This is a genomic window from Klebsiella sp. ME-303, from assembly GCF_007910085.1.
Taxonomy (GTDB): Bacteria; Pseudomonadota; Gammaproteobacteria; order Enterobacterales; family Enterobacteriaceae; genus Klebsiella; species Klebsiella michiganensis.
In genome coordinates this window covers 211,767-234,788 of the sequence record NZ_VOJB01000061.1, presented here as the reverse complement: position 1 = coordinate 234,788, position 23,022 = coordinate 211,767, and the positions used below count along the sequence as shown (strand labels likewise).

The following is a 23,022-nucleotide window of genomic DNA, read 5'->3' as shown; positions in this document are numbered from 1 at the left end:
CTAAGAGTAAAACCGCCGGGGTTCGGCCCGACGGTTATGAATCAGAACATCATGGACATCCACGGATAGCCAATCAGCAGCAGGGCGGCCAGGAAGATGGCGCCGAAAATGGTGCCGAGACGCCAGTAGTCTTTGGTCGGCAGATAGCCGCTGCCGTAGTAGATTGGGCTGGGGCCGGTACCGTAGGGGGTGATAATCCCCATCACGCCGAGCGAGGTCACCATCAGCAGTACGAACACCTGCATATTCATCCCCGGAATGGTGGAGGCGATAGTCAGCATGGCCGGCAGCAGCGCGGTGGTGTGCGCGGTGGTGCTGGCGAACAGATAGTGCAGCAGATAGAACGCCAGCAGCAGGACGACGGTTGCGACGCCCGGGGAGATGCCGCTCATCAGCGCGCCGCCTTCTTTACCCAGCCAGGCGATAAAACCGGTGGAGGAGAGGCCGTCGGCCAGCGCCACCAGGGTAGCGAACCAGGCAAAGGTATTCCACGCCGCTTTGTTGCTGGTGATGTCATTCCACGAAAGTACGCCGGTCCACAGCATCAGCACGATAACCAGCAGGGCGGCCAGCGCCGGTTCAATCCATTCGGCGGCGAAGATCCACATCATCAGCGCAAAGCAGACGAAGACCAGCAGCAGAATTTCATTGCGCGATAGGCGGCCAAGTTTTTCCAGCTCGCGGGCGGCCCACAGCGGCACTTCATCGTTGACTTTCACTTCCGGCGGGTAGAACCAGTAGGCCAGCAGCGGCATTGCCAGAATCAGCAGGATACCCAGCGGCAGGAAGGCGATAAACCAGGTGCCCCAGGAGATATTAATGCCGACGATGCTTTTCACCAGCGCCAGCGCCAGCAGGTTCGGCGCCAGTGCGGAGAGAAACATCGAGCTGGTGATACAGGCGGCGGTAATGGCCACCCACATCAGGTAGGAGCCGATACGGCGCGCGCTCGGGTCGTTGGGCTTAGAGCCGTACAGTGGCGGCAGGTTAGCGATAATCGGGTAGATAGTCCCCCCGCTGCGCGCGGTGTTGGAGGGGGTAAACGGCGCCAGCAGCAGGTCGGCGAAGGTAATGGCGTAGCCCAGCGTCAGGCTGCGGCGGCCGAGATACTTCACCAGGATCAGCGCCAGACGGCGGCCAAACTGGGTCTTATCGTAGCCGGCGGCAAACATAAAGGCGCCGAAGATAAGCCAGACGGTGGAGTTACCGAAACCGCTCACCGCCCATTTAAAGGAGGCGCCGGCAAGCTTGAACCCTGGCGCGGCCAGCTGTTCAGGGCTGAACAGCAGCCACTGGCTGCACAGCGCAATCACCACCACGCCGGTAATACCGATGACCGCGCCGGGCAGCGGTTCGAAGATCAGACCGACGATCACGCCGACAAAAATGGCAAAGTAGTGCCAGGCGTAAGGGGGAAGGCCGTCGGGCACCGGGACGAATAAGAGTAAGACGGCAACGATAATGGGCATCGCCATCATCAGCAGACGTTTATAAGCAGCATTTGTTGCTGCACCGGCAGGCGGTATGGTTGTCTTTTTCTCTTTCATAATGAGTATCTGCAAGTAGTTAAAAATAGGGTTTGGTCATCGCTTAACCGTTCGATTTCTTTAGTTGCAAAAGTTTCTTTAATTATTAATTGTCGATTTTGGTTATTGCGCTGACCGTTATTTAAAGCTCTTCGTTGGGCGTTAAATTAAAATATTGGGTTATTTATATATTGCGCTTTCATGCGCCGTTGCAATTGATTTAGATCAAAAAAAGCGGGTTGTTAGCCACTTTTTTATTATTACGGATAACCCTGTTTAGTGAGGTGTTTATTTGTCTGAAATTTGGCTTAATGTTAAATCACGAATGATTCCATGAACTGATGATTTATTTATATTGTTGAATTTTATCATTTTATTTTGGTGTCTTCCTGGCGATGCATGTTAAAAATGGTTTCAGATTTGTTATTGGTTATATCCATTATGTGAACGAATTATATTTAATTAATAATACAAAGGAGGTATCGATGTTATTGTTGGTATTAAATAGTTTTTTAACTAACGTAATTATTTTGGTAACTAAAAAAAGCGCTATATTATTGGCATGACTTAAGGGATTACCAAATACAAACAAAAACAATTCCGTCACCCAATTCTCAATTTTCAATATTTAAAATCTGGAGCGTCATTATGACCAGTCATCCACGAATTTTGCGTCCTTTTACTTTACCGAACGGTACTGAGCTTAAAAACCGCCTGTTAATGGCGCCGATGACCACCTGCACCGGTTATTTTGACGGTACCGTGACCAGCGAACTGGTTGAGTACTACCGCGCTCGCGCAGGCAGTATCGGCACCATTATCGTTGAATGCTGCTTTATTGATGACTACGGTCTGGCGTTCCCCGGCGCCATCGGTATCGATAATGATGAAAAAGTGGCTGGCCTGGCGAAAATTGCCGCCGCTATCAAGGCGGAAGGGTCAAAAGCGATTCTGCAGATCTACCACGGCGGCCGGATGGTCGACCCGCAGCTTATCGGCGGACGCCAGCCGGTGGCCCCGAGCGCGATTGCCGCGCCGCGCGATGGCGCAGCAACGCCCCGCGCGCTGAGCGGCGCTGAAGTCGAGGGCATGATCGCGAAGTTTGGCGAAGGCGTACGCCGCGCCATTCAGGCCGGTTTCGACGGCGTCGAGATTCACGGCGCGAACACCTATCTGATCCAGCAGTTTTATTCGCCAAACTCTAACCAGCGCGACGATGAATGGGGCGGCAGCCGCGATAATCGCGCGAAATTCCCGCTGGCGGTACTGGACATCACCCACAAAATGGCCCGCCAGTACGCCGATGATGCCTTTATTATCGGCTACCGGTTCTCCCCGGAAGAGATGGAAGTCCCCGGTATCCGTTTTGCTGACACCATGTATCTGCTGGAAAAGCTGGCCGCCCGCGGCGTCGACTATCTCCACTTCTCGGTTGGCGCCACGCTGCGACCCTCGATTGTCGATACCACCGATCCCACGCCGCTGATTGAAAAATATTGCGCCATGCGCTCCGAAACCCTGGCTCAGGTGCCGGTGATGGGCGTGGGCGGGGTAGTGAACGCGGCCGATGCCGAGCAGGGCCTGGATCACGGCTACGACCTGATGGCGGTGGGCCGCGCCTGTATCGCGTATCCTGACTGGACGGCGCGCATTGCCGCTGGCGAAGATCTGGAGCTGTTTATTGACAGCATCCAGCGCGAAGCGCTGAACATCCCGGAACCGCTGTGGCGCTTCTCGCTGGTGGAGGCGATGATCCGCGATATGAGCATGGGCGACGCCAAATTCAAACCGGGGATGTTCGTCGAAACCGTTCAGGACGACGCTAACGAGCTGGTGATAAACGTCAGCCTGGAAAACGACCGCATTGCCGATATCGCACTGGCGGCAAGCCCGGTACAGACCGTCGAGTTCACCACCAGCTTTGAAGAGATCCGCGAGCGGATCCTCAGCGCCAACACCCCGCACGTGGATGCGATTTCCGGCGCAACCAGCCAGAGTGAAGCGGTGAAAAAGGCGGTTTCCAAAGCGATGCTGAAGTCCAGTAAAGCGCTGGCCGCCGAAGAGGGCGCGGGCGATGCGGCGCCGAAAAGCTACGATGTGGTGGTGGTCGGCAGCGGCGGAGCCGGTCTGGCGGCCGCGATTCAGGCACACGATGAAGGCGCGAGCGTTCTGATCGTTGAAAAAATGCCGACCATCGGCGGTAACACCATTAAAGCTTCTGCCGGGATGAACGCCGCAGAGACCCGCTTCCAGCGCGTGAAAGGTATTGAAGATAGCAAAGAGCTGTTTTACCAGGAAACGCTGAAAGGCGGTAAGAACAAAAACGACCCGCAGCTGCTTCGCCGCTTCGTGGAGAATGCGCCGGAAGCCATTGAGTGGCTGGCGCGTCGCGGCATTATGCTTAACGATATCACCACTACCGGCGGGATGAGCATCGACCGCACCCACCGTCCGCGCGACGGGTCGGCGGTCGGCGGCTACCTGATCAGCGGCCTGGTGCGTAACATCACCAAACGCGGTATCGATGTCCTGCTGGATACATCGGTGGAAGAGATCCTGATGACCGACGATGAGGTGAGCGGCGTGCGCCTGCTCACCGATGAAAACGAATCCGTAGTGGTACAGACGAAGAGCATCGTGGTGGCTACCGGCGGCTTCAGCGCCAACAGCGCGATGGTGGTGAAATACCGCCCGGATCTGGCGGGCTTTGTGACCACCAACCATAAAGGGGCGACCGGCGGCGGTATCGCGCTGCTTGAACGCATCGGCGCGGGCACCGTGGATATGGGTGAAATTCAGATTCACCCGACCGTCGAGCAGCAAACCTCGTACCTGATTTCCGAGTCGATTCGCGGCGGCGGGGCGATACTGGTGAACCCGCAGGGCAACCGCTTCTTCAACGAAATGGAGACCCGCGATAAGGTTTCCGCCGCGATTATCGCGCTGCCTGAGCACTTCGCCTATATCGTCTTTGACGAGCACGTCCGGGCGAAAAACAAAGCCGCCGATGAGTACATCGCTAAAGGTTTCGTCACCAGCGCCAGCTCGCCGCGTCAGCTGGCGGAGAAACTGGGGATGGATTACCATGCTTTTCTCAATACGCTGGAACGCTACAACGGCTTTGTTGAAAAACAGCATGACGATGACTTTGGCCGTACCACCGCGCTGCGTGCGCCGATCAATGAAGGCCCTTACCATGCGATTCGTATCGCTCCGGGGGTACACCACACGATGGGCGGCGTGACCATTAACACCGATACCGCGGTGCTGAATGCCGGTCATCAGGTGATTGCGGGCGCTTTTGCCGCGGGCGAAGTGGTTGGCGGCATTCACGGCGGTAACCGCATCGGCGGTAACGCGGTGGCCGATATTATTATCTTCGGGACCCTCGCGGGCCATCAGGCGGCGAAACGCGCCAGAGGTTAAACGTCAGCGACACCCGCCGGGCTGGCAAATAGACGGCCCGGCTTCTTATCTCTCTGAGGAGTGCGATATGTCCGACAACCGCGTCTACAGCTACTCCGCTGTACTGATGGGTTCGCCCATTCTCCTCAAGCTCTACGTTCACGATGAACCGCTCGCCTCCCGCGTCTTTCAGCTGATTAAAGGCTATGAAGATCTTTTCACCGTTAACCGCGCGCACTCCCAGGTGATGGATATCAACCATGCCGCCGGGCGACATCCGGTGACGGTGAGCCGCCCGGTGTATGCGCTGATTAAATGCGCCAAATCCGCCAGCATGGTGCGGGACAGCGCGTTTAACCTGGCGATCGGCCCGCTGGTGAAGCTGTGGCGCGTTGGTTTTCAGGGCCAGAGCGTGCCCGCCCCGCAGGATATTGCCGCTCGCCTGACGTTAACGCGTGCGCAGGATGTGATCCTCGACGACGCCGCCAGCAGCGTCTACCTTGCGCGGACGGGAATGGAGATCGATCTTGGGGCCATCGCGAAAGGCTATATCGCCGACCGGGTGCGCGACTATTTGCGGCAGCAGGGCGTGAACGCCGCGCTGATTAATCTCGGCGGCAATGTCCATACCCTGGGCGAATGGTCTATCGGGCTGAAAAAACCGTACTCAGCGGCGGATGCGCTGATTGGCAGCATTGCGGTGGCGGGGCAATCGGTGGTGACTTCGGGCATTTACGAACGCTACTTCGAGCAGGACGGCAAACGCTGGCACCATATTCTCGACCCGCGTAGCGGCTACCCGCTGGATAACGAGCTGGAGAGCGTAACGATTATTTCCGCCGACTCGCTGGACGGCGATATCTGGACCACCCTGATCTACGGTCTTGGCGTAGAGAAAGGCTGCGCGGCGCTGCGCCAGCGCGAGGATATCGAAGCGATTTTCGTCACTAAAAATCGCGACGTTATCCTCTCTTCACAGCGTCGTTTCCGCTTTCAGCTGCTGGATGACGGTTACCGGCTTACTGGCTGTACTGCTTAAGCAGGCCGTACTGCTCCGCTATCAGGTGGTAGCGGTACACCGGACGTCCCGTGGCGCCGTAGTGGATACTGGTGTACAAAATATTAATTTGCGCCAGCCAAATCAGGTATTTGCGGCACGAAACCCGGGATATATTTACCGCTGCCGCCAGCTCGTCGGTGGAGAACTCCACGTCCGGATGGGCATCAATCCACTGACAGAGGGTGCGCAGCGTCTGGGGCGTCAGGCCTTTCGGCAACTTGCGGGCGTCAGCGGCTTCCGGTACGCCGCCGTGCAGCAGCCGGTCGACATCCGCTTGTTCATAATAGGGTTGACCGGTCATCAGCTTACGCTTTTCGCGCCAGGCGGTGAGCGCCTCTTCAAACCGTGGAAACTGGAAGGGTTTGATCAGATAGTCCACCACGCCGTAGCGCATCGAGGCCTGAACCGTCGCGGCATCCGCGGCGGAAGTAATCATAATCACGTCGATGGCCCGTCCGGACGCGCGAATGGCGGGCAGCAGATCCAGACCGCTATCCTGCTGCATATAGACATCCAGCAGCACCAGGTCTATCTCCAGATCCTTGTCGTTAATCATCTCCCTGGCTTTACTCAACGTAGACGCCGTGCCGCTGCAGCGGAAGCCGCTGACCCGTCCCACGTACAGGCGGTTCAGTTCGGCAACCATGGCATCATCGTCAACAATTAATACATTTATCACGCACTTTTCCTTTTACTGTCCCACGGGAGATGAACAAAAAATTGAGTAAATACGCCGGGTTCGGATTCCACGGCCAGCGATCCGCCCAGTTCGCGAAGCTGCTGGCTGGCGAGAAACAGCCCGACGCCGCGGTTTTCGCCTTTGGTGGAGAAGCCTTTATTAAAAATATCATCGATAAACGCTTCCGGGATACCGGGACCATCATCGCTGACTTCGCCGCTTAACCAGCCGTTCTGGTAATGCAGCAGCAGGCCGACTTCGCCTTCGGCCTGGCCGCTCATAGCATCCAGCGCGTTTTCGATTAAATTACCCAGCACCGTAACCAGTACGGTGACCTGTTTTTCATTCGGGCAGTCCGGCACCAGGCTCTCTTCGGCGAGAGTGAGGGTAAAACCCCGCTCCTTAGCGCGCTGAATTTTACCGATCAAAAAGCCTGCCACTACCGGTGATTTAATCCGGTGCTGGATTTCGCCGATATCCGCCTGATAGGTGTGGGCGGTCTGCAGCACGTACTCTTCCAGCTTATCGTAGCTTTTCATATTCAACAGGCCGAGGATCACGTGCAGCTTATTCATAAATTCATGGGATGTGGTACGCAGGGCGTCCACATAGTTCACCATCCCGTCAAGCCGCTGCAGCAGCTGGCTGACTTCGGTTTTGTCACGGAAGGTGCTGATGGCGCCGACCACGTCATCCTCGTCGCGGACGGGGACCGTGTTGCTGATCAGCAGCAGACCGTTACAGCCCAGCTCCCGATCGTAAATCGGCTCGCCGGTTTGCAGCACTTCCTGCAAATCCGCCAGCAGCGGCGTTTGCGCGATATCGTTCCCGGGGCCGTTAAACAGAATGTCGCGCGCGGCGGGGTTAATCAGCGTCACCTTGCCGTCCGTATCCACCGCCACGACGCCCTCTTTTAATGAGTGCAGCATCGCCTGGCGCTGCTGGAACTGCGTTGAGATCTCCTGCGGCTCAAGGCCCAGCAGGACGCGCTTCAGGCCGCGAACCAGACTCCATGTACCGACGGCGCACACGAGCGCGCTGAACAGCACGGTCAGAATCACATCCCAGCGGCTGGCGGCGATCTGCGTATCGACTTTGCTCAGCGAAATGCCAATCGCCACCACGCCGATTTGCCGGCGGCTATCGTCAAACACCGGGGTGAAGACGCGCAGCGCCGGAGCCAGCACGCCGTGGTTAACGGCAACGTTCTCTTTGCCCGCCAGCGTGGGCCGGATGTCATCGCCGATAAAAGGTTTGCCGATAATCTGGCTATTGGGATGCGAGTAGCGAATGCCGTCCATATTGGTGACGACGGCAAACAGCAGGCCATTGCGCCGGGTGACGGCCAGCGCTAGCGGCTGAATAATGCCGCTGTCCGGCGGCAGCGTCAGGCCGCGCTTGACTTCCGGGGTATCGGCCAGCGTCCGCGCCACCGCCAGCGCCGTATCTTTTACGCCGTCGCGGGTGGCGCCGCTAATCTGCATAAACCACAGGGCATAGACCAGAATCAGTACTGAACCGATGACGCTGCCGATCATTAAGGTCACGGCGGTGCTCAGCTTCATGCTCATTGCGCGTTTACGCGCGGGCTGCTGCGCGAATTCATTCATACCGACCCCAGGAGAAAACGGATAGAGGCGTATTATCGCTGAATGCGCGGTTTACATAAAGCCGCGTAATAAAAGCAAAATCAGCCAGACGGCAATTCTGGCGGACGCGATTTGCCGCCGACGGTCAGCAGATAGTCAATAAACGCCCGCAGAGGCGATGCCATCTGCTTACGGCTGGGGTAGTAAACGTAAAACCCGGGAAAAGCCGGGGTCCACTCTTTCAATAGCTGGACTAGCTGGCCTGTCTCCAGCCAGGGATCGACCTGATGGGCAAACTGATAGGCGATACCGGTGCCCTTGAGGGCTAACGGCGTCAGCATGGCCGGTTCATCGACGACGATCGGCCCTTTGACCGCAATCTCGTAGCGTTCGCCGTCGCGCTGAAACTCCCAACGATAAACGCTGCCGTCGCTGGGCCTGCGATAAGTCAGACAGGGGTGCTGCAGCAAATCCTGCGGCTTTCGCGGCTGCGGCGCTTGCGCCAGATAGTGCGGCGAGGCGACGACTTTCATTTCAAGGTCGCCGCTCAGCCTGACGGCAACCATATCCTGATGGAGCTTTTCACCGAGACGAATTCCGGCGTCAAAACCGGAAGAAACGATATCGACTAAAGCATCGTCGGTAACAATATCCAGCTCAATGTTGGGATAGCGTTGCATAAATCCGCCCAGCAGCGGCGCCAGATAATGAATCGCGGCGATGCGCGACACATTGAGGCGCAGGCGGCCCGCGGGCGCGCTGGCCGTCCGGGCATCGGTAACCGCGTCTTCCAGCGCCGCCAGCGCAGGAGCCAGCCGCTGCATCATGCGCTTGCCGGCCTCGCTCGGCGCGACGCTGCGCGTTGTCCGGTGTAATAAACGTACGCCGATGCGCTCCTCGAGACGCCGGATGGTTGCGCTTAAGGTGGAGGTCGTGACGCCGAGATGCGCCGCCGCCCGGGTAAAACTGCCTTGCTCAACGACCATCGCGAAGGCTCTTAATTCCGCAAAATCACTTCCGCGCATTATGGCTATTACCCCAAACAGTCTTATTTATAATACTGGTATTATCAAACAGTTCTTCGCTGGTTACCATCCTGATAAATGTGATTACGCAGAGAGGGGCAATGACCATGGCGAGATTTAGCGCAAAAAGAGTTCTTATCACCGGTGCGACAAGCGGAATCGGGCTTGCCGGGGCAAAGCGCATCGATAGCGAAGGCGGTTGGGTGATCGCCACCGGGCGCGATCCCGGACGGCTGGCGTCTCTTCGCCGGCAGCTCTCGGATCGGGCGCGGGTCATTGACAATAATGCCAGCGATCCGCTGACCGGCGCGGCGCTGGCCGAGGCGATCGATTCATCCGGCGGACTTGATGGCCTCTGGCTCAACGCCGGATACGCAGCGGTTGGGGAGCTGTCGCAGGTGGATGCCGCGGCCTTTGATCGCATGATGGCGACCAACGTGCGCGGGCCGGTTCTCCAGATGGCGGCGCTCGCCGGAAAGCTTAATGCGGGAGCCTCGGTGGTGGTGACGGCGTCCACTTCCGCTTATGAAGGGGCCGCGGCGGCAAGCCTCTATTCGGCGACTAAAGGCGCGCTGATTTCGTTAACCCGCTGCTGGGCCTCGGCGTTAGGGGAACGAAATATTCGCGTTAACGCGCTGATTCCCGGCCCGATTGACACCCCATTTCGCCATTTTATGCGCGACGAGGTGCGCCGCGAATTTGAAGCCTCGGTGGTGAGCCGCCTGGCGCTTCACCGCCAGGGGACGGCGGCTGAAGCGGCTGATGTGGCGCTGTTTCTGCTTTCCGACGCGGCGTCCTTCGTGAGCGGTAGCCAGTATGTCGTGGATGGCGGGCTGACGTTGCGCTAATAGCGCATTGGCCTCGCCTCGCAACCTCGGCGCGCCGAACGCGCCGCTGGTTGGATAACGACCAATCGGCAGCTGAATGGCTTCAGGGGGATGAAAACTGTGACTCCGGTGGCGGTAAAGCGCGTCGCTTAAGCCTTACACTGCCATTAATAGCCATGGTCAATGAAAGGGTTTGCCTCAGGCCTGCGCTTTCGTCCCGGAAGGTTCTTTCGCGTTTAAATGGAGGTTTTTATGAGCAGTAAGCCAACCGCTTCAATGATGGAACGACGCCACCCTGAAACCACCCATATTGATAGTCTTGCCACCCTCGATATGCTGACGCTGCTGCATAAGGATGATAAGCGGATTGCCGATGCCGTTGAGGCCTGTTTGCCGGCGATCGCGCGCCTGATGGATAACGCGACGGCGACGCTCAGCCGAGGAGGGCGGCTGGTGATTGTGGGGGCCGGGGCATCGGGTCAAGCCGCCGCACAGGCGGTGAATGAATTTACCCCGGAGGGAAAACATTCGCTGGTCGCCCTTATCGCCGGAGGAGCGACCGCCGCGCGGCAGGAGATGGAAACCGCCGCGAGTCATTACGATCTTGGGGCTTTCGAACTTGAGGCTCTGCGATTCAGCAACCAGGATATGCTGCTGGCGCTGACGGTTAGCGGCAAAACGCCGTGGGTCTGGGGCGCGATGCGCCACGCCTGGTCGCTGGGGGCGCCGATTGCGGTTGTGACGCAGCAGCCCGCCAGTGAAGCCGCGCAGCTGGCGGATATCATTATCGCCCCGCAAACCGGGCCAGAAGCGGTGGCGGGTTTCGGGAATCCGAAAGCGCGCATCGCGCAGCGGCAGATCCTGACGATGCTGACCACCGGGCTGGCGATTCGCGAAGGACGGGTTTATGAAAACCTGCGCGTCGATCTGCAGGCCAATACGCCGCACGAGGCCGAGCGGCAGATAGCGATCGTGATGGCGGCGACGGGGGGCTCGCGCAGCGAGGCCAAAGCCGCGCTGGCCAGCTGCAATCAGCACTGCCGGACGGCAATACTCATGCTCCTCAGCGGGCTCGATGCCTGGCAGGCGCGCGAGCTGCTGGCAGAGCATAACGATCATCTGCGGATTGCGCTACGCGCGGCGCAGACGGTTGCCTGAACTTAACCCGACGGCGCGTATTTCCACAATACGCGCCGGATAACGCAAAATAATCTGGTCATCAACAGCATCGTTATTCCATACTCTTCATCCGCTTACCCGGGTTTAATTCCCCGTTTGAAAATGGCCATCGCAAGGCGTATTTATTGCTGCTGGCGAGGCTTTTACTTTTTTAAGTTAAAAAACCAGGTTAACAATAATTAGCTATGTGTGCGGATGTGTAAATGATATTTTAAAATAAAGTAAAAGTGCGTTAATATGCACGCTCTTATTACACTTGTGCTATGTGATATTTCTATTATGCCTGCAATTAAAAATACGATTATATCTATGACCGCATTAGCGATGTTCGTCAGCTCGGCGACCTTCGCAAATGACGATACCTCGAAAAAAACCGATTTCCTGCTGATTGGCGGCGGTATTATGAGCGCGTCGCTGGGGACCTGGCTGCAGGAATTACAGCCGGACTGGAAACAGGTGATGGTTGAGAAGCTGGATGGCGTCGCGCTGGAGTCCTCTAACGGCTGGAACAACGCCGGTACCGGGCACTCCGCGAATATGGAGCTGAACTATACGCCGGAACGCCCGGACGGCACCATCGACGTCAGCAAAGCGCTGGATATTAACGAACAGTTTATGATCTCCCGCCAGTTCTGGACGGCGCAGGTCAAACGCGGCATTTTGCACGATCCGCACTCTTTTATTAACTCCACGCCGCACATGAGTTTCGTCTGGGGAGATAACGTTGATTATCTGCAAAAACGCTACGCCGCGCTGCAGCAAACGACCTTATTCCAGGGGATGAAATTCTCTACCGATCACGCGCAAATAAAACAGTGGGCGCCGCTGGTGATGGAAGGGCGCGATCCGCAGCAGCGCGTTGCGGCAACCTGGACTCCGGTGGGTACCGACGTTAACTATGGGGAAATAACCCGCCAGCTGATCGGTAGCCTGAAGAAAAATAATAACTTCACGCTGCAGACCTCTTCTGAAGTCACCGATTTTAAACGCAATGCCGATAATTCCTGGCACGTGACGATTAAAAACGTTAATAGCGGTGAAGAGCAGGCGATCGATGCGAAATACGTATTTATCGGCGCCGGCGGCGGCGCGCTGAAATTACTGCAAAAAACCGGTATTCCGGAAGCGGATAACTATGCGGGTTTCCCGGTAGGCGGCTCTTTCCTGATGACCGAAAACCCGGCGGTGACCAATGCGCACCAGCAAAAAGTTTACGGTCAGGCCTCTGTAGGCGCACCGCCGATGTCGGTCCCGCATCTTGATGCCCGTTTCCTCGACGGCAAGCGCGTGGTGCTGTTTGGGCCATTCGCCACCTTCTCGACGAAATTCCTGAAAAACGGTTCGTTCTTCGACCTGCTGAGCACCACCACCACCGATAACGTCCTGCCGATGACCCACGTAGGTCTGGACAACTTCGATCTGGTGAAATACCTCATCAGCCAGGTGATGCTGAGCGACGACGACCGTTTTGCGGCGCTGAAAGAGTATTACCCTGGCGCGCGTAAAGAGGACTGGAAGCTGATCCAGGCCGGTCAGCGCGTGCAGATCATCAAAAAAGATGCAGAGAAGGGCGGCATACTGAAGCTGGGTACCGAAGTGGTGGTTGACCAGCAGAAAACCCTCTCCGCGCTGCTGGGCGCTTCGCCGGGGGCTTCTACCGCCGCGCCGATTACCCTGAACGTTCTTAAGCAGATGTTCCCTGAGCAGTTTCATTCAGCGGAATGGCAGCGCCGTATTCACGATATCGTCCCGAGCTACGGCCAGAAGCTGAACGGTAACGTCGCGCTGACCCAGCAGGTTTGGGATGATACCGCGGCGGCGCTGCAGTTGACCAAACCGCCGGTGATTGAGATGAACGCCTCCGCGCCGGTGATGACCGCCAAACCGGCGGAGCCGAAGGCGGAAACGTCGCCGCAGCACGATATGGCGCTGTAAGCCCACGTCGTTGACATTGCCCGGTGGCGGCTGACGCCTCACCGGGCCTACTGGCCTCTCTTCGCTGCCCCGGCGAAAACGTGACATTGCTCTAATCTCTCCCTCGCGCTGATATCCCCCTTCCGGCTAATCCTTCATTCATTAATTGTGGTTATACTGTCTTGAAATCACGAAACAAAATGCTAATGAAGACCGAAACGCGGAGCCCAGGGCAATGAAAGACGACATTAATCAGGACATCACTTTCCGCAAGCTGTCGGTATTTATGATGTTTATGGCGAAAGGGAACATCGCCAGAACCGCTGAGGCCATGCAGCTGAGCGGCGTCAGCGTCCACCGGGCGCTGCATACGCTGGAAGAGGGCGTCGGCTGCCCGCTGTTTATTCATAAAGGGCGCAACCTGCTGCCGCTCCCGGCGGCGTGGACGCTGCTGGAGTACTGCCAGGACGTCATGAGCCTGATGACCCGCGGCCTGGAAGCGACGCGTAAAGTAGCCGGCGTCGGGCAGGGCCGGCTGCGCATCGGCACGCTTTACTCCCTGACCCTTGAAACCGTGCCGCGCATTATTATGGGCATGAAGCTGCGTCGGCCGGAGCTGGAGCTGGATCTCACCATGGGCTCCAATCAGATGCTGCTGGATATGCTGGAAGATGACGCGCTTGATGCGATCCTGATCGCCACCAACGAAGGTGAATTTAATAATTCGGCTTTTGATGTGGTCCCGCTGTTTGAGGACGATATCTTCCTCGCCGCCCCGGCGACGGAACAGCTGGATACCACCGCTCCCGCCGAGCTGCGCGATTACGCCAGGCGCAAGTTTGTTTCGCTGGCGGAAGGGTTTGCCACCTATGCCGGATTTCAGGACGCCTTCCAGGTGGCCGGATTCGAGCCTGAAATCGTCACCCGGGTTAACGATATCTTTTCGATGATTAGCCTGGTGCAGGCGGGCGTAGGCTTTGCGCTGCTGCCGGGACGAATGAAAAAGGTGTATGAAAACGACGTACAGCTGCTGAAGCTGGCGGAGCCGTATCAGATGCGCCAGCTGATCTCCATTGTCTACTCACACCATCGTGAGCGCGACGCCGACCTGCTGGCGCTGGCGGCAGAAGGGCGGATGTACGCCCGCAGCCTCAGCCGTTAAGCCGGTTCGCCAGGTGACGGGCAACGTCGATACCGCTGCGCTCCAGCGCAATACACTCCCCCTGCCAGCCCGCCTGGCGGGTGAGACAGGTCAGTACGCCGCCGGGCGGCATCTCGATCGCCAGCCGCGCGTCCCGTTCATCAGCGGCGATCATCGCTTCCTGCCAGCGCACGGTTCGCGCCATATTCCGCGCTAAATCGTCGGCAATGCTTAACGGGTCCCATAAAACGCGCGCCGTGGAGCCGCTCAGATAGGCGCAGCGCGGGCGCTGCAGCGTGACGTCAGTGAATGCCTTTGCCAGCTTAGCCGCCGGTTCATCCAGCAGCGCGCAGTGGGAAGGTACGCTGACCTCCAGCCGCTGTGCTTTACCGGCGCCAGCCGCCAGCGCCAGCCGGGCTACGCGGGCCATCTCGTCGTCGCGTCCGGCAATGACAATCTGCGTTTCCGCGTTCAGGTTGGCAATATAGAGGTTGCTGTCGGCAATCAGCTTTTCCACGCGGTCGAGCGTCAGGCCCATAATCGCCGTCAGCCCGTAGCCGTGAGGATAAGCCTGCTCCATTAAATCGCCGCGCAGCGCCACCAGCCGCAGGGCGTCGGTGAAATCCAGCGCGCCGGCCATCACCGCCGCCGGGAAAGCCCCTATCGACAGGCCGCTGACCATGTCCGGATTTACTCCCTGACGCTGCAGCTCCCGCGCCCAGGCTGTGCCTGCGATCAGCAGGCACAGCTGCACCGCACGGGTATGTTTTAACGCGGCGGCGGTATCTAAATGGTCTACTTCATCGCCAAGCACGGTTCGCGCTTCAGCGAGGATATTCTGGCGGTCGGGAAGCGCGGCGAGCATATCCGGCCGCTGGTTTCCCTGACCGGGAAAGGTAAAGATAATTTTCATGCTTCCTCCCTGTTCCACGGCGCAGCGGTCAGGCGCGCGCCGCGGGACGTTTTCAGCAGGGCGCGGCCATCGCGCAGCCACTCATTTAGCGCGAAAGCCCCTGCGGGCGTTTCGACCTGGGTATCCGCCCGGCAGGGCAGCTGCGCGACGCGGGACTGCCAGGCGAGCAGCGTTTCGCGAGCGATCGGCTGCGGCGCGCGGATCAGCAGATCGAGATCGCTGGCGGCGTGAAGCACCGGAATCTCGGTGGCCAGCGCGTAGCCGGTGCTGCCGGTAATGCCCCAGCGCCACGGCCAGGGGTGTAAGGTCAGTGATATCGCCGCCTGTACCGGCGGCTGGGAGACAAACGGCGAGCGCAGGAGCTGTTGGCGATCGGCGAGGGTTTCCGGGCTGACGGTACGGACGATATTTTCCCTCTGTACCCAGCCTGCGGCCCGCTGCTCGCGCTTCATACCCCGTACGCCCACCGGAATGCGGGCGTTAGCATCAACGTCGCGTCGTACCACCACCGGCAGGCTAATACGCCAGTACTGTGCGACCCAGGACTCCTCAATCGCCTCCAGCGCGGCGGCATTATTCAACCAGACTAAATCATGAGGACGCGGCGTTGATGACATCGTTAGATTCCTGACGTTAAGGTGATAAACAGCGGCAGCGACAGAATACACAGAACCGAGCTTAACAGCAGCACCGCTTCCGCATCCGGCGACTGCACGCCAAAGCGGTTGCCGAAGACCACGCCAAAGAAACCGGCCGCCAGCGCAATCATCAGAATGGCGGTAATGGCGATAGAGCCGTGCAGCCCCAGCAGCATCACCAGACCCCAGGCGATAAACGGCTGCACCAGCAGTTTGACAATAGTGGAAGTGGCAATCAGCGCATTGAGCTGCAGCTTACGCGCCGACAGAATCACCCCGGTCAGGAACAGCGCGGCGGCGGTCGCCGCCAGGCCCAGCGGTTTGATAGAGGCCAGCAGCAGATCCGGCATTTTGATACCGATGGCCGAAAGCACGACCCCCAGCAGCGGACCCCAGACAATTGGTTTTTTCACCGAACGCCACATCAGAACCGGCAGCATTGCCAGCGTCGAGCCGCTGTTCTCTCCGGCGGCGAGCGCTTTTTCACGTTCCAGAATCAGCAGGCAGAACGGCGTCATCAGTACCGATCCGCAGGCGATGGAAACGGCGACGGAGAGGGAGGTGGAGGCGCCTTCGCCGAGCACGCTGCCCAGAATCGGCAGGCCAAGCGCGGCGTAGTTAGGCAGCGCGACGGTCAGGGTCAGCACGGCGGCATCCTGCGGCGAGCGCTTGAAGACGCGGGTCGCGAGGAAGTAGATGGCCGCATAGGTAATCCACATCGCCCCGGTCAGCACCAGCACCAGCGGCGATTGCGCGACAATACCGCTCCACGGCGTTTGCACCGTGGCGCTGAACAGCGTGGCGGGCAGGGCGAAGTCCATCACGAAGATGTTGAGTAAAGAGACGTTTTTGTTATCGACCATTTTGGCCTTGCCGGCCCAGAAGCCCAGCAGCATGATGACAAAAATCGGCGCGAGGGCATGAATAATCACATAAGTCATAAATCACCTGTAAATGAAAATAGAGTACTGGCGCGATTGTTATAATTTCTAAAAGCGGTTTATTTCCGGGGCGCGCGATGGCGCCCCGGGCGGCCGCTTCCGGCAGGTTTTCTTCTACTTAGGGACTGACTACCAGCTGGCGCGCATGCGATCGCGCACCTGTTGGGAACTACGGCGATTCTCCGCGCCAAGGCGGCACTTCAGCGAGACATCCCGGCGGGCGTCAGCGATGGCGTCGCGCAGGGTGTCGGTGACCAGCGTCAGATCGCGGGCGTCCGGCGCGTCAGGATTGCTGATATCCAGCAGGGCGGAGAGCAGGCCGAGCGTTGCGTAGTTGCTGACGTCATAGGCCATCGGCGGAATGGTTGCCGCCAGTTTCTCCAGCGCCTCAACGGTACGTAGCGTGATACGCGCGGCGGACGCTTTGCCCATCGCGTGCACCAGCACGCCGGCGTCGTTAAACGCGATCAGTCGATTGGCCTGGTAGCCGTGGGCGAGAAACGCCCCGGACATCGCTTTGCCGACGATCAGACCAATCACCGGATGTCCGGCAAGCCGCGCCTTCGCGTAGGCGCCCGCGGCGCCCGCCAGCGCCTGATGAATACCGAACGCTTCTTCGCGACGGCCATAGGCCTGGCTGGGGACATCGATAACCGCGATAATCGGGCGCTTCACCGCGTTATCGGCATCGGCGTCGATGGTTTCGTTGACCACTTTGGCCAGCGTCCAGCCTTCGAGCAGGCCGACTTCACCCTGAGCGGCGCGTGGATAATGGTTATTAGCATCCGGCACCACGGCGATAAAACGGGCGCTTTCACCGTTAAAATCGGCGTCGGCAACCTGCACCGATGGGCACAGACCGGTCATTAGCGGGGCGTTCGGCGCCAGCTGGTTTAGCCACAGCGCGGCGCGATTTGTGAACTGGCTCATTATTTCTCCTCCCGGGCGAATAGCTGTTTGATCTGCGCGGTATCCGCCTGCTGGCGGGTATCGAAATGGGTCAAACGGGTCAGGAAATCTTCATATTTGTCGCTGCGATGCTGCGCGGGCACGCCTTTGGCAATGGCTTCGTTCATCGCGCTTTTCACCGCGTTGATGCCATCGCCCACCAGGGCATCCACCAGACCGCTGGCGTAGCGAATTTCGCCGCCGGTCATGCTCCAGATAAACGGACGGTCGCGGGAGTCGTACTCTTCAATCCCCGCTTCCTGTTCAATAACCTGCGGTCCGTTGAGGCCCAGACGCGCTTCACGGGTGACAATCAGGTAGCTGCACAGCGCCGCGGCGATGGACATCCCGCCGAAGCAGCCGACGGTACCGGCAACGATGCCGATTACCGGGGTGTAGCGGCGCAGGTCGACAATCGCGGCGTGAATATCGGCGATGGCGGCAAGGCCCAGATTGGCTTCCTGCAGGCGCACGCCGCCGGTTTCCAGGCACAGAACCGCCTGGGTAGGAATGCCGTTGCGGTTATCTTCCGCCGCCAGCTCAAGGGCGGCGGCCATTTTCGCGCCGGAGACTTCGCCCATGCTGCCGCCCTGGAAGGTACCTTCGATGGCAATGACTACCGCCGGCTGGCCGTTAATGGTGCCTTTTGCGACGACCATACCGTCGTCGGACTGCGGGACGATGCCCTGCGCGCCGAGCCACGGGGACATAATGCCGTCAAAGGGATCCAGCAGTTCGCGATAGCTGCCGTCATCCAGCAGGGTGCGGGCGCGTTCACGGGCGCGGAGTTCAATAAAGCTGCGATCGTTACGCATGAGCCACCTCCTCAAAAACCTGTTCAATACGGATCCGCGCGACGCCGGGCGTGGCGCCGAAATCGTGGATGATCAGCTGTCCGCCGGGCAGGCCGTTAATCAGGCTCAGTCGTTCGAACAGCGCGTTCCAGCGCGCCTGGCTGTTGTCCACGGAGGTGGTGATTTCGACGTTGAGCGTATCGCTCTGTCCGGCGGTATAGAGCACTTCCATATCGCCGGAGCCGACAACGCCTGCCAGCGCTTTGCCGCTGAGGGCGCGGTTGGCAGGGAATGACAATTTAATCTGTTCCATAACATCCTCTGAATGCGTTAAGCGGAAACCCGGTCGAGAAACAGGGTGGCGGCAAGAAGATCCGCCGCGCCACCCGGCGAGGCGTTCTGCGCCAGCATCTGCACGTCGAGACGCGCCAGCGCGGCGCGCCCCCTGGCTGTCGCACATCCTCCTGCCGCCAGCACCTCGGCTGCGCCTTGCCGCATCGCCTCAAGGCCCGCCATTCCGGCGCGGGAGAGCACGCAGGTATCGCTAAGCGAGGTCATAATCGCCATCAGCGCGTCAAGCCGGGCCTGATCCTCGCTGGCCCCCGCGGCCCGGCTGCGCAATAGCTGCGGCAGCGCCAGGGTGGTGATGTGCGGAAAAGCGCGCTGCGCTTCTTCCCGCGCGCCGGGAACCTGCCAGCGGCGGCTGGCGCGCAGACCTTTACTGAAGGTCTTTGGCGCGCAGGCGTCCGGCAGACGGGCGAGGGCGGCGGCGGTTTCCGTAATTCTCTGTGCCTGACCCTCCCCCCCGAGCATCGCCGTCGCGCTGACCAGCAGGCCCAGCGCCCAGATAGCGCCGCGATGGGTATTGACCCCGGCGGTCGCCTGCATCATCCGCGCTTCGCCTTCGCGGCCAAGCCGGCCAACGGTTTCCCGCAGGGCAACGTCGGCCGGACGCCGCCAGCTCTGCTGAGCCAGCGCGTGAAACGTCGGCTGCAGGCTGTGGGCCGAACGCTCCATCAGGGCCAGGTTCAGGTCCTGATGCGCGCCGTTGCCGCGGCTATCCACCAGGCCCGGCTTGGGGCTGAGTCGCGCTTCGTCAACCAGGCAGGCGCTGGCGGTCTGGGCCAGCCAGCGGGCCCGGGTTTCAGCAACGTGGGGGGAGAGTTTTTTCATTACCAGCTCCGGAATTTTGCCGGTGGGTTGTACAGACCGTCGGACCACTCCACCAGATCGGCTACGCTGCCGGCGGCGAGCAGAGAGCGGGTGGCGTCACTGCGGCGGATACCGATATCTTCCGGATAGACGACTTTGCCGCTTTGGCGCAGTGCGGCCACGCGTTTGGCGTCAACGCCGAGCCCGATATCGGTGATCCCGGCCACGGCCGCCACCATTGCCCGGCGCTCTTCCAGGCTTTCCGCCCGATAGAGATAGGCGATGCCTTCTTCGGTCAGCACGTGGGTGACGTCATCGCCGTAAATCATCACCGGCGCCAGCGGCATTCCGGAGGTTTTGGCGACCTCAACGGCGTCGAGTTTTTCCACGAAGGTCGGTTTCACGCCCGCCTGGAAGGTTTCCACCATCTGAACGACCAGCTTTTTACCGCGCTGCATCGGATCCGGTTCGGTGATCATGTTGAGCCATGCCGGCGTAGCGTGGCGGCGACCGTGCGGGTCGTGGCCCATATTCGGCGCGCCGCCGAAGCCGGAGAGGCGGCCGCGGGTCACCGTCGAGGAGTTGGCGTAGCCGTCAACCTGTAAGGTCGAGCCGATAAACATATCTACCGCATACTGTCCCGCCAGCTGGCAGAACGCGCGGTTGGAGCGCATGGAGCCGTCGGCGCCGGTGAAGAAGATATCCGGACGCGCGCGAATGTACTCTTCCATTCCCAGCTCGCCGCCGAAGCAGTGCACGCTCTCGACCCAACCGCTTTCAATTGCCGGAATAAGGGTGGGGTGCGGGTTCAGCGTCCAGTGTTTACAGATTTTGCCCTTCAGGCCGAGCTGTTCGCCGTAGGTCGGCAGCAGCAGTTCGATGGCGGCGGTGTTAAAGCCGATCCCGTGGTTCAGGGATTGCACCTGATGCTCGGCGTAGATGCCTTTAATCGCCATCATCGCCATCAGGATATGTTCCTGCTTAATCAGGCGCGGATCGCGGGTAAACAGCGGCTCGATAAAGAACGGTTTATCCGCGACGACCACGAAGTCAATCCACGAACCGGGTATATCCACGCGCGGCAGATCGCACTCGTCATCGACCAGTTCGTTAACCTGCGCAATAACGATGCCGTCATGGAACGCGGCGGCTTCCACCAGCGCCGGGGTATCTTCGGTGCTCGGCCCGGTGTACAGGTTGCCCTTGCGGTCGGCTTTGTAACCGGCGATCAGCGCGACGTTTGGCGACAGGTCGACGTACAGGCGAGAGTAAAGTTCGATGTAGGTGTGGATAGCGCCGATTTCCAGCAGGCCATCTTCCAGCAGCTGCGAAATACGCAGGCTTTGGGTACCGGAGAAGGAGAAATCAAGCTTGTGGGCGATACCTTTTTCGAAGAGGTCCAGGTGCTCGCTGCGCCCGACGCTCGGCATAATCATATGCAGGTCGTGAATTTTTTGTGGGTTAACTTCCGCCAGCATCCGCGAGAGGAAATCAGCCTGTTTCTGGTTGTTACCTTCCAGCACCACCCGGTCGCCGGGGGCCAGCAGCTGCTCAAGAACGGCGACCAGCTGGTCGGTGGGGATCACTTTGCCCGAGACCTTCGCCTCGGTCAGTCGCCGCTGTTTTTCCGTACGGCGATGGTTCCAGACGCGTCCCGTCGTTTGTTCGGCACTCATTATTAACCTCCTGATTCGACGAATCGTTTTGATTGTCCTGGTGTGGAAGTAAGTGTGCGTCGCGAGGTGGCGGGCATCAATTAAGGCCGATGGCGAATCGTTAGCGTAAGAGTAATGATTGACGGGGCAGAGATGTGATGACGATCAATAATGATTGCGAATGATTGGTCTACGAGCAGGGGACGTACCGGGTTGAGGTATTGGCGCGGCTTCCCGGCTCGCACTGCGTTTAGCCGGGCTACAGGTTAAGGGCGTCTGCGGGCCGGTAGCCTGGACAGATGCGCCGCATCGCCTCCGGGGAAGTTCATCAGCTCCGCGCTCTGCTCCCGGGGGCGGCGCAAAGCGCCTGCCCGGGCTACAGTTAAGGGCGTCTGCGGGCCGGTAGCCTGGACAGATGCGCCGCATCGCCTCCGGGGAAGTTCATCGGCTCCGCGCTCTGCTCCCGGGGGCGGCGCAAAGCGCCTGCCCGGGCTACAGGTTAAGGGTCGTCTGCGGGCCGGTAGCCCGGACAGATGCGCCAGCATCGCCTCCGGGGAAGCATGCGCAATGGCGTTAGTTTTTACTCAAATCACTCAGCAGAAAGGCAATACTTTGCCCGGCCACCGTCTGTTCGAGGGCGATTTTGACGATAATCGTCAACGGTACCGAGAGTAGCATACCCACCGGGCCCAGCAGCCAGCCCCAGAAGATCAATGACAGGAAGACCACCAGCGTCGACAGCCCCAGCCCGCGGCCCATAATGCGCGGTTCAAGAATATTGCCGAACACCAGGTTAATCACCAGATAGCCTGCCAGGACCACCAGCGCTTCGTACAGACCGCCAAACACCAGCACCTGCAGGATCGGCGGGATCGCCGCGAGCACCGAACCAATGTTGGGAATGTAGTTGAGCGCAAAGGCCAGCAGTCCCCACATAAAAGCAAAGCGGACGTCCAGCAGCACCAGCATTCCCCAGACCACCAGGCCGGTCACCAGGCTGATGGCGGTTTTTAACACCAGGTAGTGGGAGACGCTATCCAGCGCGCGCTGAATCGCGCCCATTCCCTCCACCGGCCGCGACATCAGCTGCTGCAGCTTCGCGGGAAGCTGCGGCACTTCCAGCAGCATAAAGACCACCGTCAGCAGCAGCAGGAAGATAGAGGACATCGCGTTGGAAAGCTGGGTGAGCAGGCCGGTCACCAGCGTCATCACCGCGTTGGGGTCAATATACTTATTCAGCTCCACCACCGACACGGTAAAGCCGAAGCGCTGTAGCCAGGGCGCAACGGTCTGCATCGGTTCATAGAGATAATTACGGTACTGCGGCAGGGTGCGCGCAAGCTCGTTAAGCGACGTGCCGAGCGAGGCCAGCAGCACAACGGCCAGCAGGACAATCACGCCGACCAGGAGCGAAATAGCCAGCACCCGCGGTACCCGGCAGCGCACCATGAGCTGAACCAGCGGGTTTATCACCACCGCCAGAAAGATCGCCAGAACAAAAGGAACGATAATATCCGCCGCGAAGCGAATGCCTGTCAGGATGATAACCAGCATGCCGAGCATGATGACTATTTTTAAGCCGTTAAGCGTGATGATGGGTTTGGCCATACCGCTCCCTGCGAGAGAAAAAATGGGG

General features: G+C 59.2%; 19 protein-coding genes. 6 read left to right on the top strand and 13 right to left on the bottom strand.

The features are described 5' to 3' along the window. Nucleotides 1–41: 41 nt before the first annotated feature. Nucleotides 42–1,547, bottom strand: coding sequence for an anion permease (locus tag FQK12_RS06590; protein WP_004851326.1), 1,506 nt, complete (start codon nucleotides 1,545–1,547; stop codon nucleotides 42–44). Between the two features lie 627 nt (nucleotides 1,548–2,174). Here FQK12_RS06590 and FQK12_RS06585 point away from each other — a divergent pair. Further along, nucleotides 2,175–4,952: a flavocytochrome c gene (locus tag FQK12_RS06585; protein ID WP_014229551.1), complete on the top strand. Its 2,778-nt coding sequence runs from the start codon at nucleotides 2,175–2,177 to the stop codon at nucleotides 4,950–4,952. Between the two features lie 67 nt (nucleotides 4,953–5,019). Then, on the top strand, nucleotides 5,020–5,970 hold the full coding sequence (locus FQK12_RS06580; RefSeq protein ID WP_014229550.1) for an FAD:protein FMN transferase: 951 nt from the start codon (nucleotides 5,020–5,022) through the stop codon (nucleotides 5,968–5,970). On the opposite strand, the gene dcuR is transcribed toward FQK12_RS06580, so the two are convergent. The 3 genes from dcuR to FQK12_RS06565 form a co-directional block, all read right to left on the bottom strand. Further along, entirely contained in the window at nucleotides 5,951–6,670 is a 720-nt protein-coding gene (gene dcuR, locus FQK12_RS06575) for a two-component system response regulator DcuR (protein ID WP_004851320.1), read from the bottom strand. The genes FQK12_RS06580 and dcuR overlap by 20 nt on opposite strands. Beyond that, on the bottom strand, nucleotides 6,667–8,280 hold the full coding sequence (locus FQK12_RS06570) for a sensor histidine kinase (protein WP_004851318.1): 1,614 nt from the start codon (nucleotides 8,278–8,280) through the stop codon (nucleotides 6,667–6,669). Before FQK12_RS06570 ends, dcuR begins: the two co-directional genes overlap by 4 nt. Before the next feature lie 80 nt (nucleotides 8,281–8,360). After that, nucleotides 8,361–9,284, bottom strand: coding sequence for a LysR family transcriptional regulator (locus FQK12_RS06565; protein WP_014229549.1), 924 nt, complete (start codon nucleotides 9,282–9,284; stop codon nucleotides 8,361–8,363). Nucleotides 9,285–9,391: 107 nt separating this feature from the next. Here FQK12_RS06565 and FQK12_RS06560 point away from each other — a divergent pair, with 107 nt between their 5' ends. From FQK12_RS06560 to FQK12_RS06545, 4 genes are all read left to right on the top strand, one after another. Further along, nucleotides 9,392–10,132: an SDR family oxidoreductase gene (locus FQK12_RS06560; RefSeq protein WP_014229548.1), complete on the top strand. Its 741-nt coding sequence runs from the start codon at nucleotides 9,392–9,394 to the stop codon at nucleotides 10,130–10,132. 231 nt (nucleotides 10,133–10,363) lie between these two features. Continuing rightward, nucleotides 10,364–11,269: an N-acetylmuramic acid 6-phosphate etherase gene (locus FQK12_RS06555; RefSeq protein WP_014838636.1), complete on the top strand. Its 906-nt coding sequence runs from the start codon at nucleotides 10,364–10,366 to the stop codon at nucleotides 11,267–11,269. Nucleotides 11,270–11,569: 300 nt separating this feature from the next. Further along, a complete protein-coding gene (gene mqo, locus FQK12_RS06550; protein WP_014229546.1) occupies nucleotides 11,570–13,225 on the top strand; it encodes a malate dehydrogenase (quinone) in 1,656 nt (551 codons plus the stop codon). 214 nt (nucleotides 13,226–13,439) lie between these two features. Continuing rightward, nucleotides 13,440–14,366 (top strand): LysR substrate-binding domain-containing protein, encoded by a 927-nt coding sequence (locus FQK12_RS06545; protein WP_004135593.1) that lies wholly within the window; start codon nucleotides 13,440–13,442, stop codon nucleotides 14,364–14,366. Here FQK12_RS06545 and mdcH read toward each other — a convergent pair. The 9 genes from mdcH to FQK12_RS06500 form a co-directional block, all read right to left on the bottom strand. After that, nucleotides 14,356–15,258: a malonate decarboxylase subunit epsilon gene (mdcH, locus tag FQK12_RS06540; RefSeq protein ID WP_014229545.1), complete on the bottom strand. Its 903-nt coding sequence runs from the start codon at nucleotides 15,256–15,258 to the stop codon at nucleotides 14,356–14,358. The genes FQK12_RS06545 and mdcH overlap by 11 nt on opposite strands. Further along, entirely contained in the window at nucleotides 15,255–15,875 is a 621-nt protein-coding gene (locus FQK12_RS06535) for a malonate decarboxylase holo-ACP synthase (protein ID WP_014229544.1), read from the bottom strand. The genes mdcH and FQK12_RS06535 overlap by 4 nt, the downstream gene beginning before the upstream one ends. Before the next feature lie 2 nt (nucleotides 15,876–15,877). Beyond that, nucleotides 15,878–16,837: an AEC family transporter gene (locus FQK12_RS06530; protein ID WP_004851304.1), complete on the bottom strand. Its 960-nt coding sequence runs from the start codon at nucleotides 16,835–16,837 to the stop codon at nucleotides 15,878–15,880. A 129-nt stretch (nucleotides 16,838–16,966) separates the two neighbouring features. Beyond that, the gene (mdcE, locus tag FQK12_RS06525) at nucleotides 16,967–17,767 is read right to left on the bottom strand and encodes a biotin-independent malonate decarboxylase subunit gamma (protein WP_014229543.1); all 801 of its coding nucleotides are present in this window, start codon (nucleotides 17,765–17,767) and stop codon (nucleotides 16,967–16,969) included. After that, nucleotides 17,767–18,600, bottom strand: coding sequence for a biotin-independent malonate decarboxylase subunit beta (locus tag FQK12_RS06520; RefSeq protein ID WP_004851300.1), 834 nt, complete (start codon nucleotides 18,598–18,600; stop codon nucleotides 17,767–17,769). Before FQK12_RS06520 ends, mdcE begins: the two co-directional genes overlap by 1 nt. After that, complete coding sequence (gene mdcC / locus FQK12_RS06515; RefSeq protein ID WP_004102520.1) at nucleotides 18,593–18,892, bottom strand: malonate decarboxylase acyl carrier protein; 300 nt, start codon at nucleotides 18,890–18,892, stop codon at nucleotides 18,593–18,595. The genes FQK12_RS06520 and mdcC overlap by 8 nt, the downstream gene beginning before the upstream one ends. A 17-nt stretch (nucleotides 18,893–18,909) precedes the next feature. Beyond that, a complete protein-coding gene (locus FQK12_RS06510; RefSeq protein ID WP_014229542.1) occupies nucleotides 18,910–19,752 on the bottom strand; it encodes a triphosphoribosyl-dephospho-CoA synthase in 843 nt (280 codons plus the stop codon). Next, nucleotides 19,752–21,407, bottom strand: a complete 1,656-nt coding sequence (mdcA, locus tag FQK12_RS06505; protein ID WP_014229541.1) for a malonate decarboxylase subunit alpha — start codon at nucleotides 21,405–21,407, stop codon at nucleotides 19,752–19,754. Before mdcA ends, FQK12_RS06510 begins: the two co-directional genes overlap by 1 nt. 552 nt (nucleotides 21,408–21,959) lie before the next feature. Continuing rightward, nucleotides 21,960–22,994: an AI-2E family transporter gene (locus tag FQK12_RS06500; RefSeq protein WP_004119683.1), complete on the bottom strand. Its 1,035-nt coding sequence runs from the start codon at nucleotides 22,992–22,994 to the stop codon at nucleotides 21,960–21,962. Nucleotides 22,995–23,022: the final 28 nt, after the last annotated feature.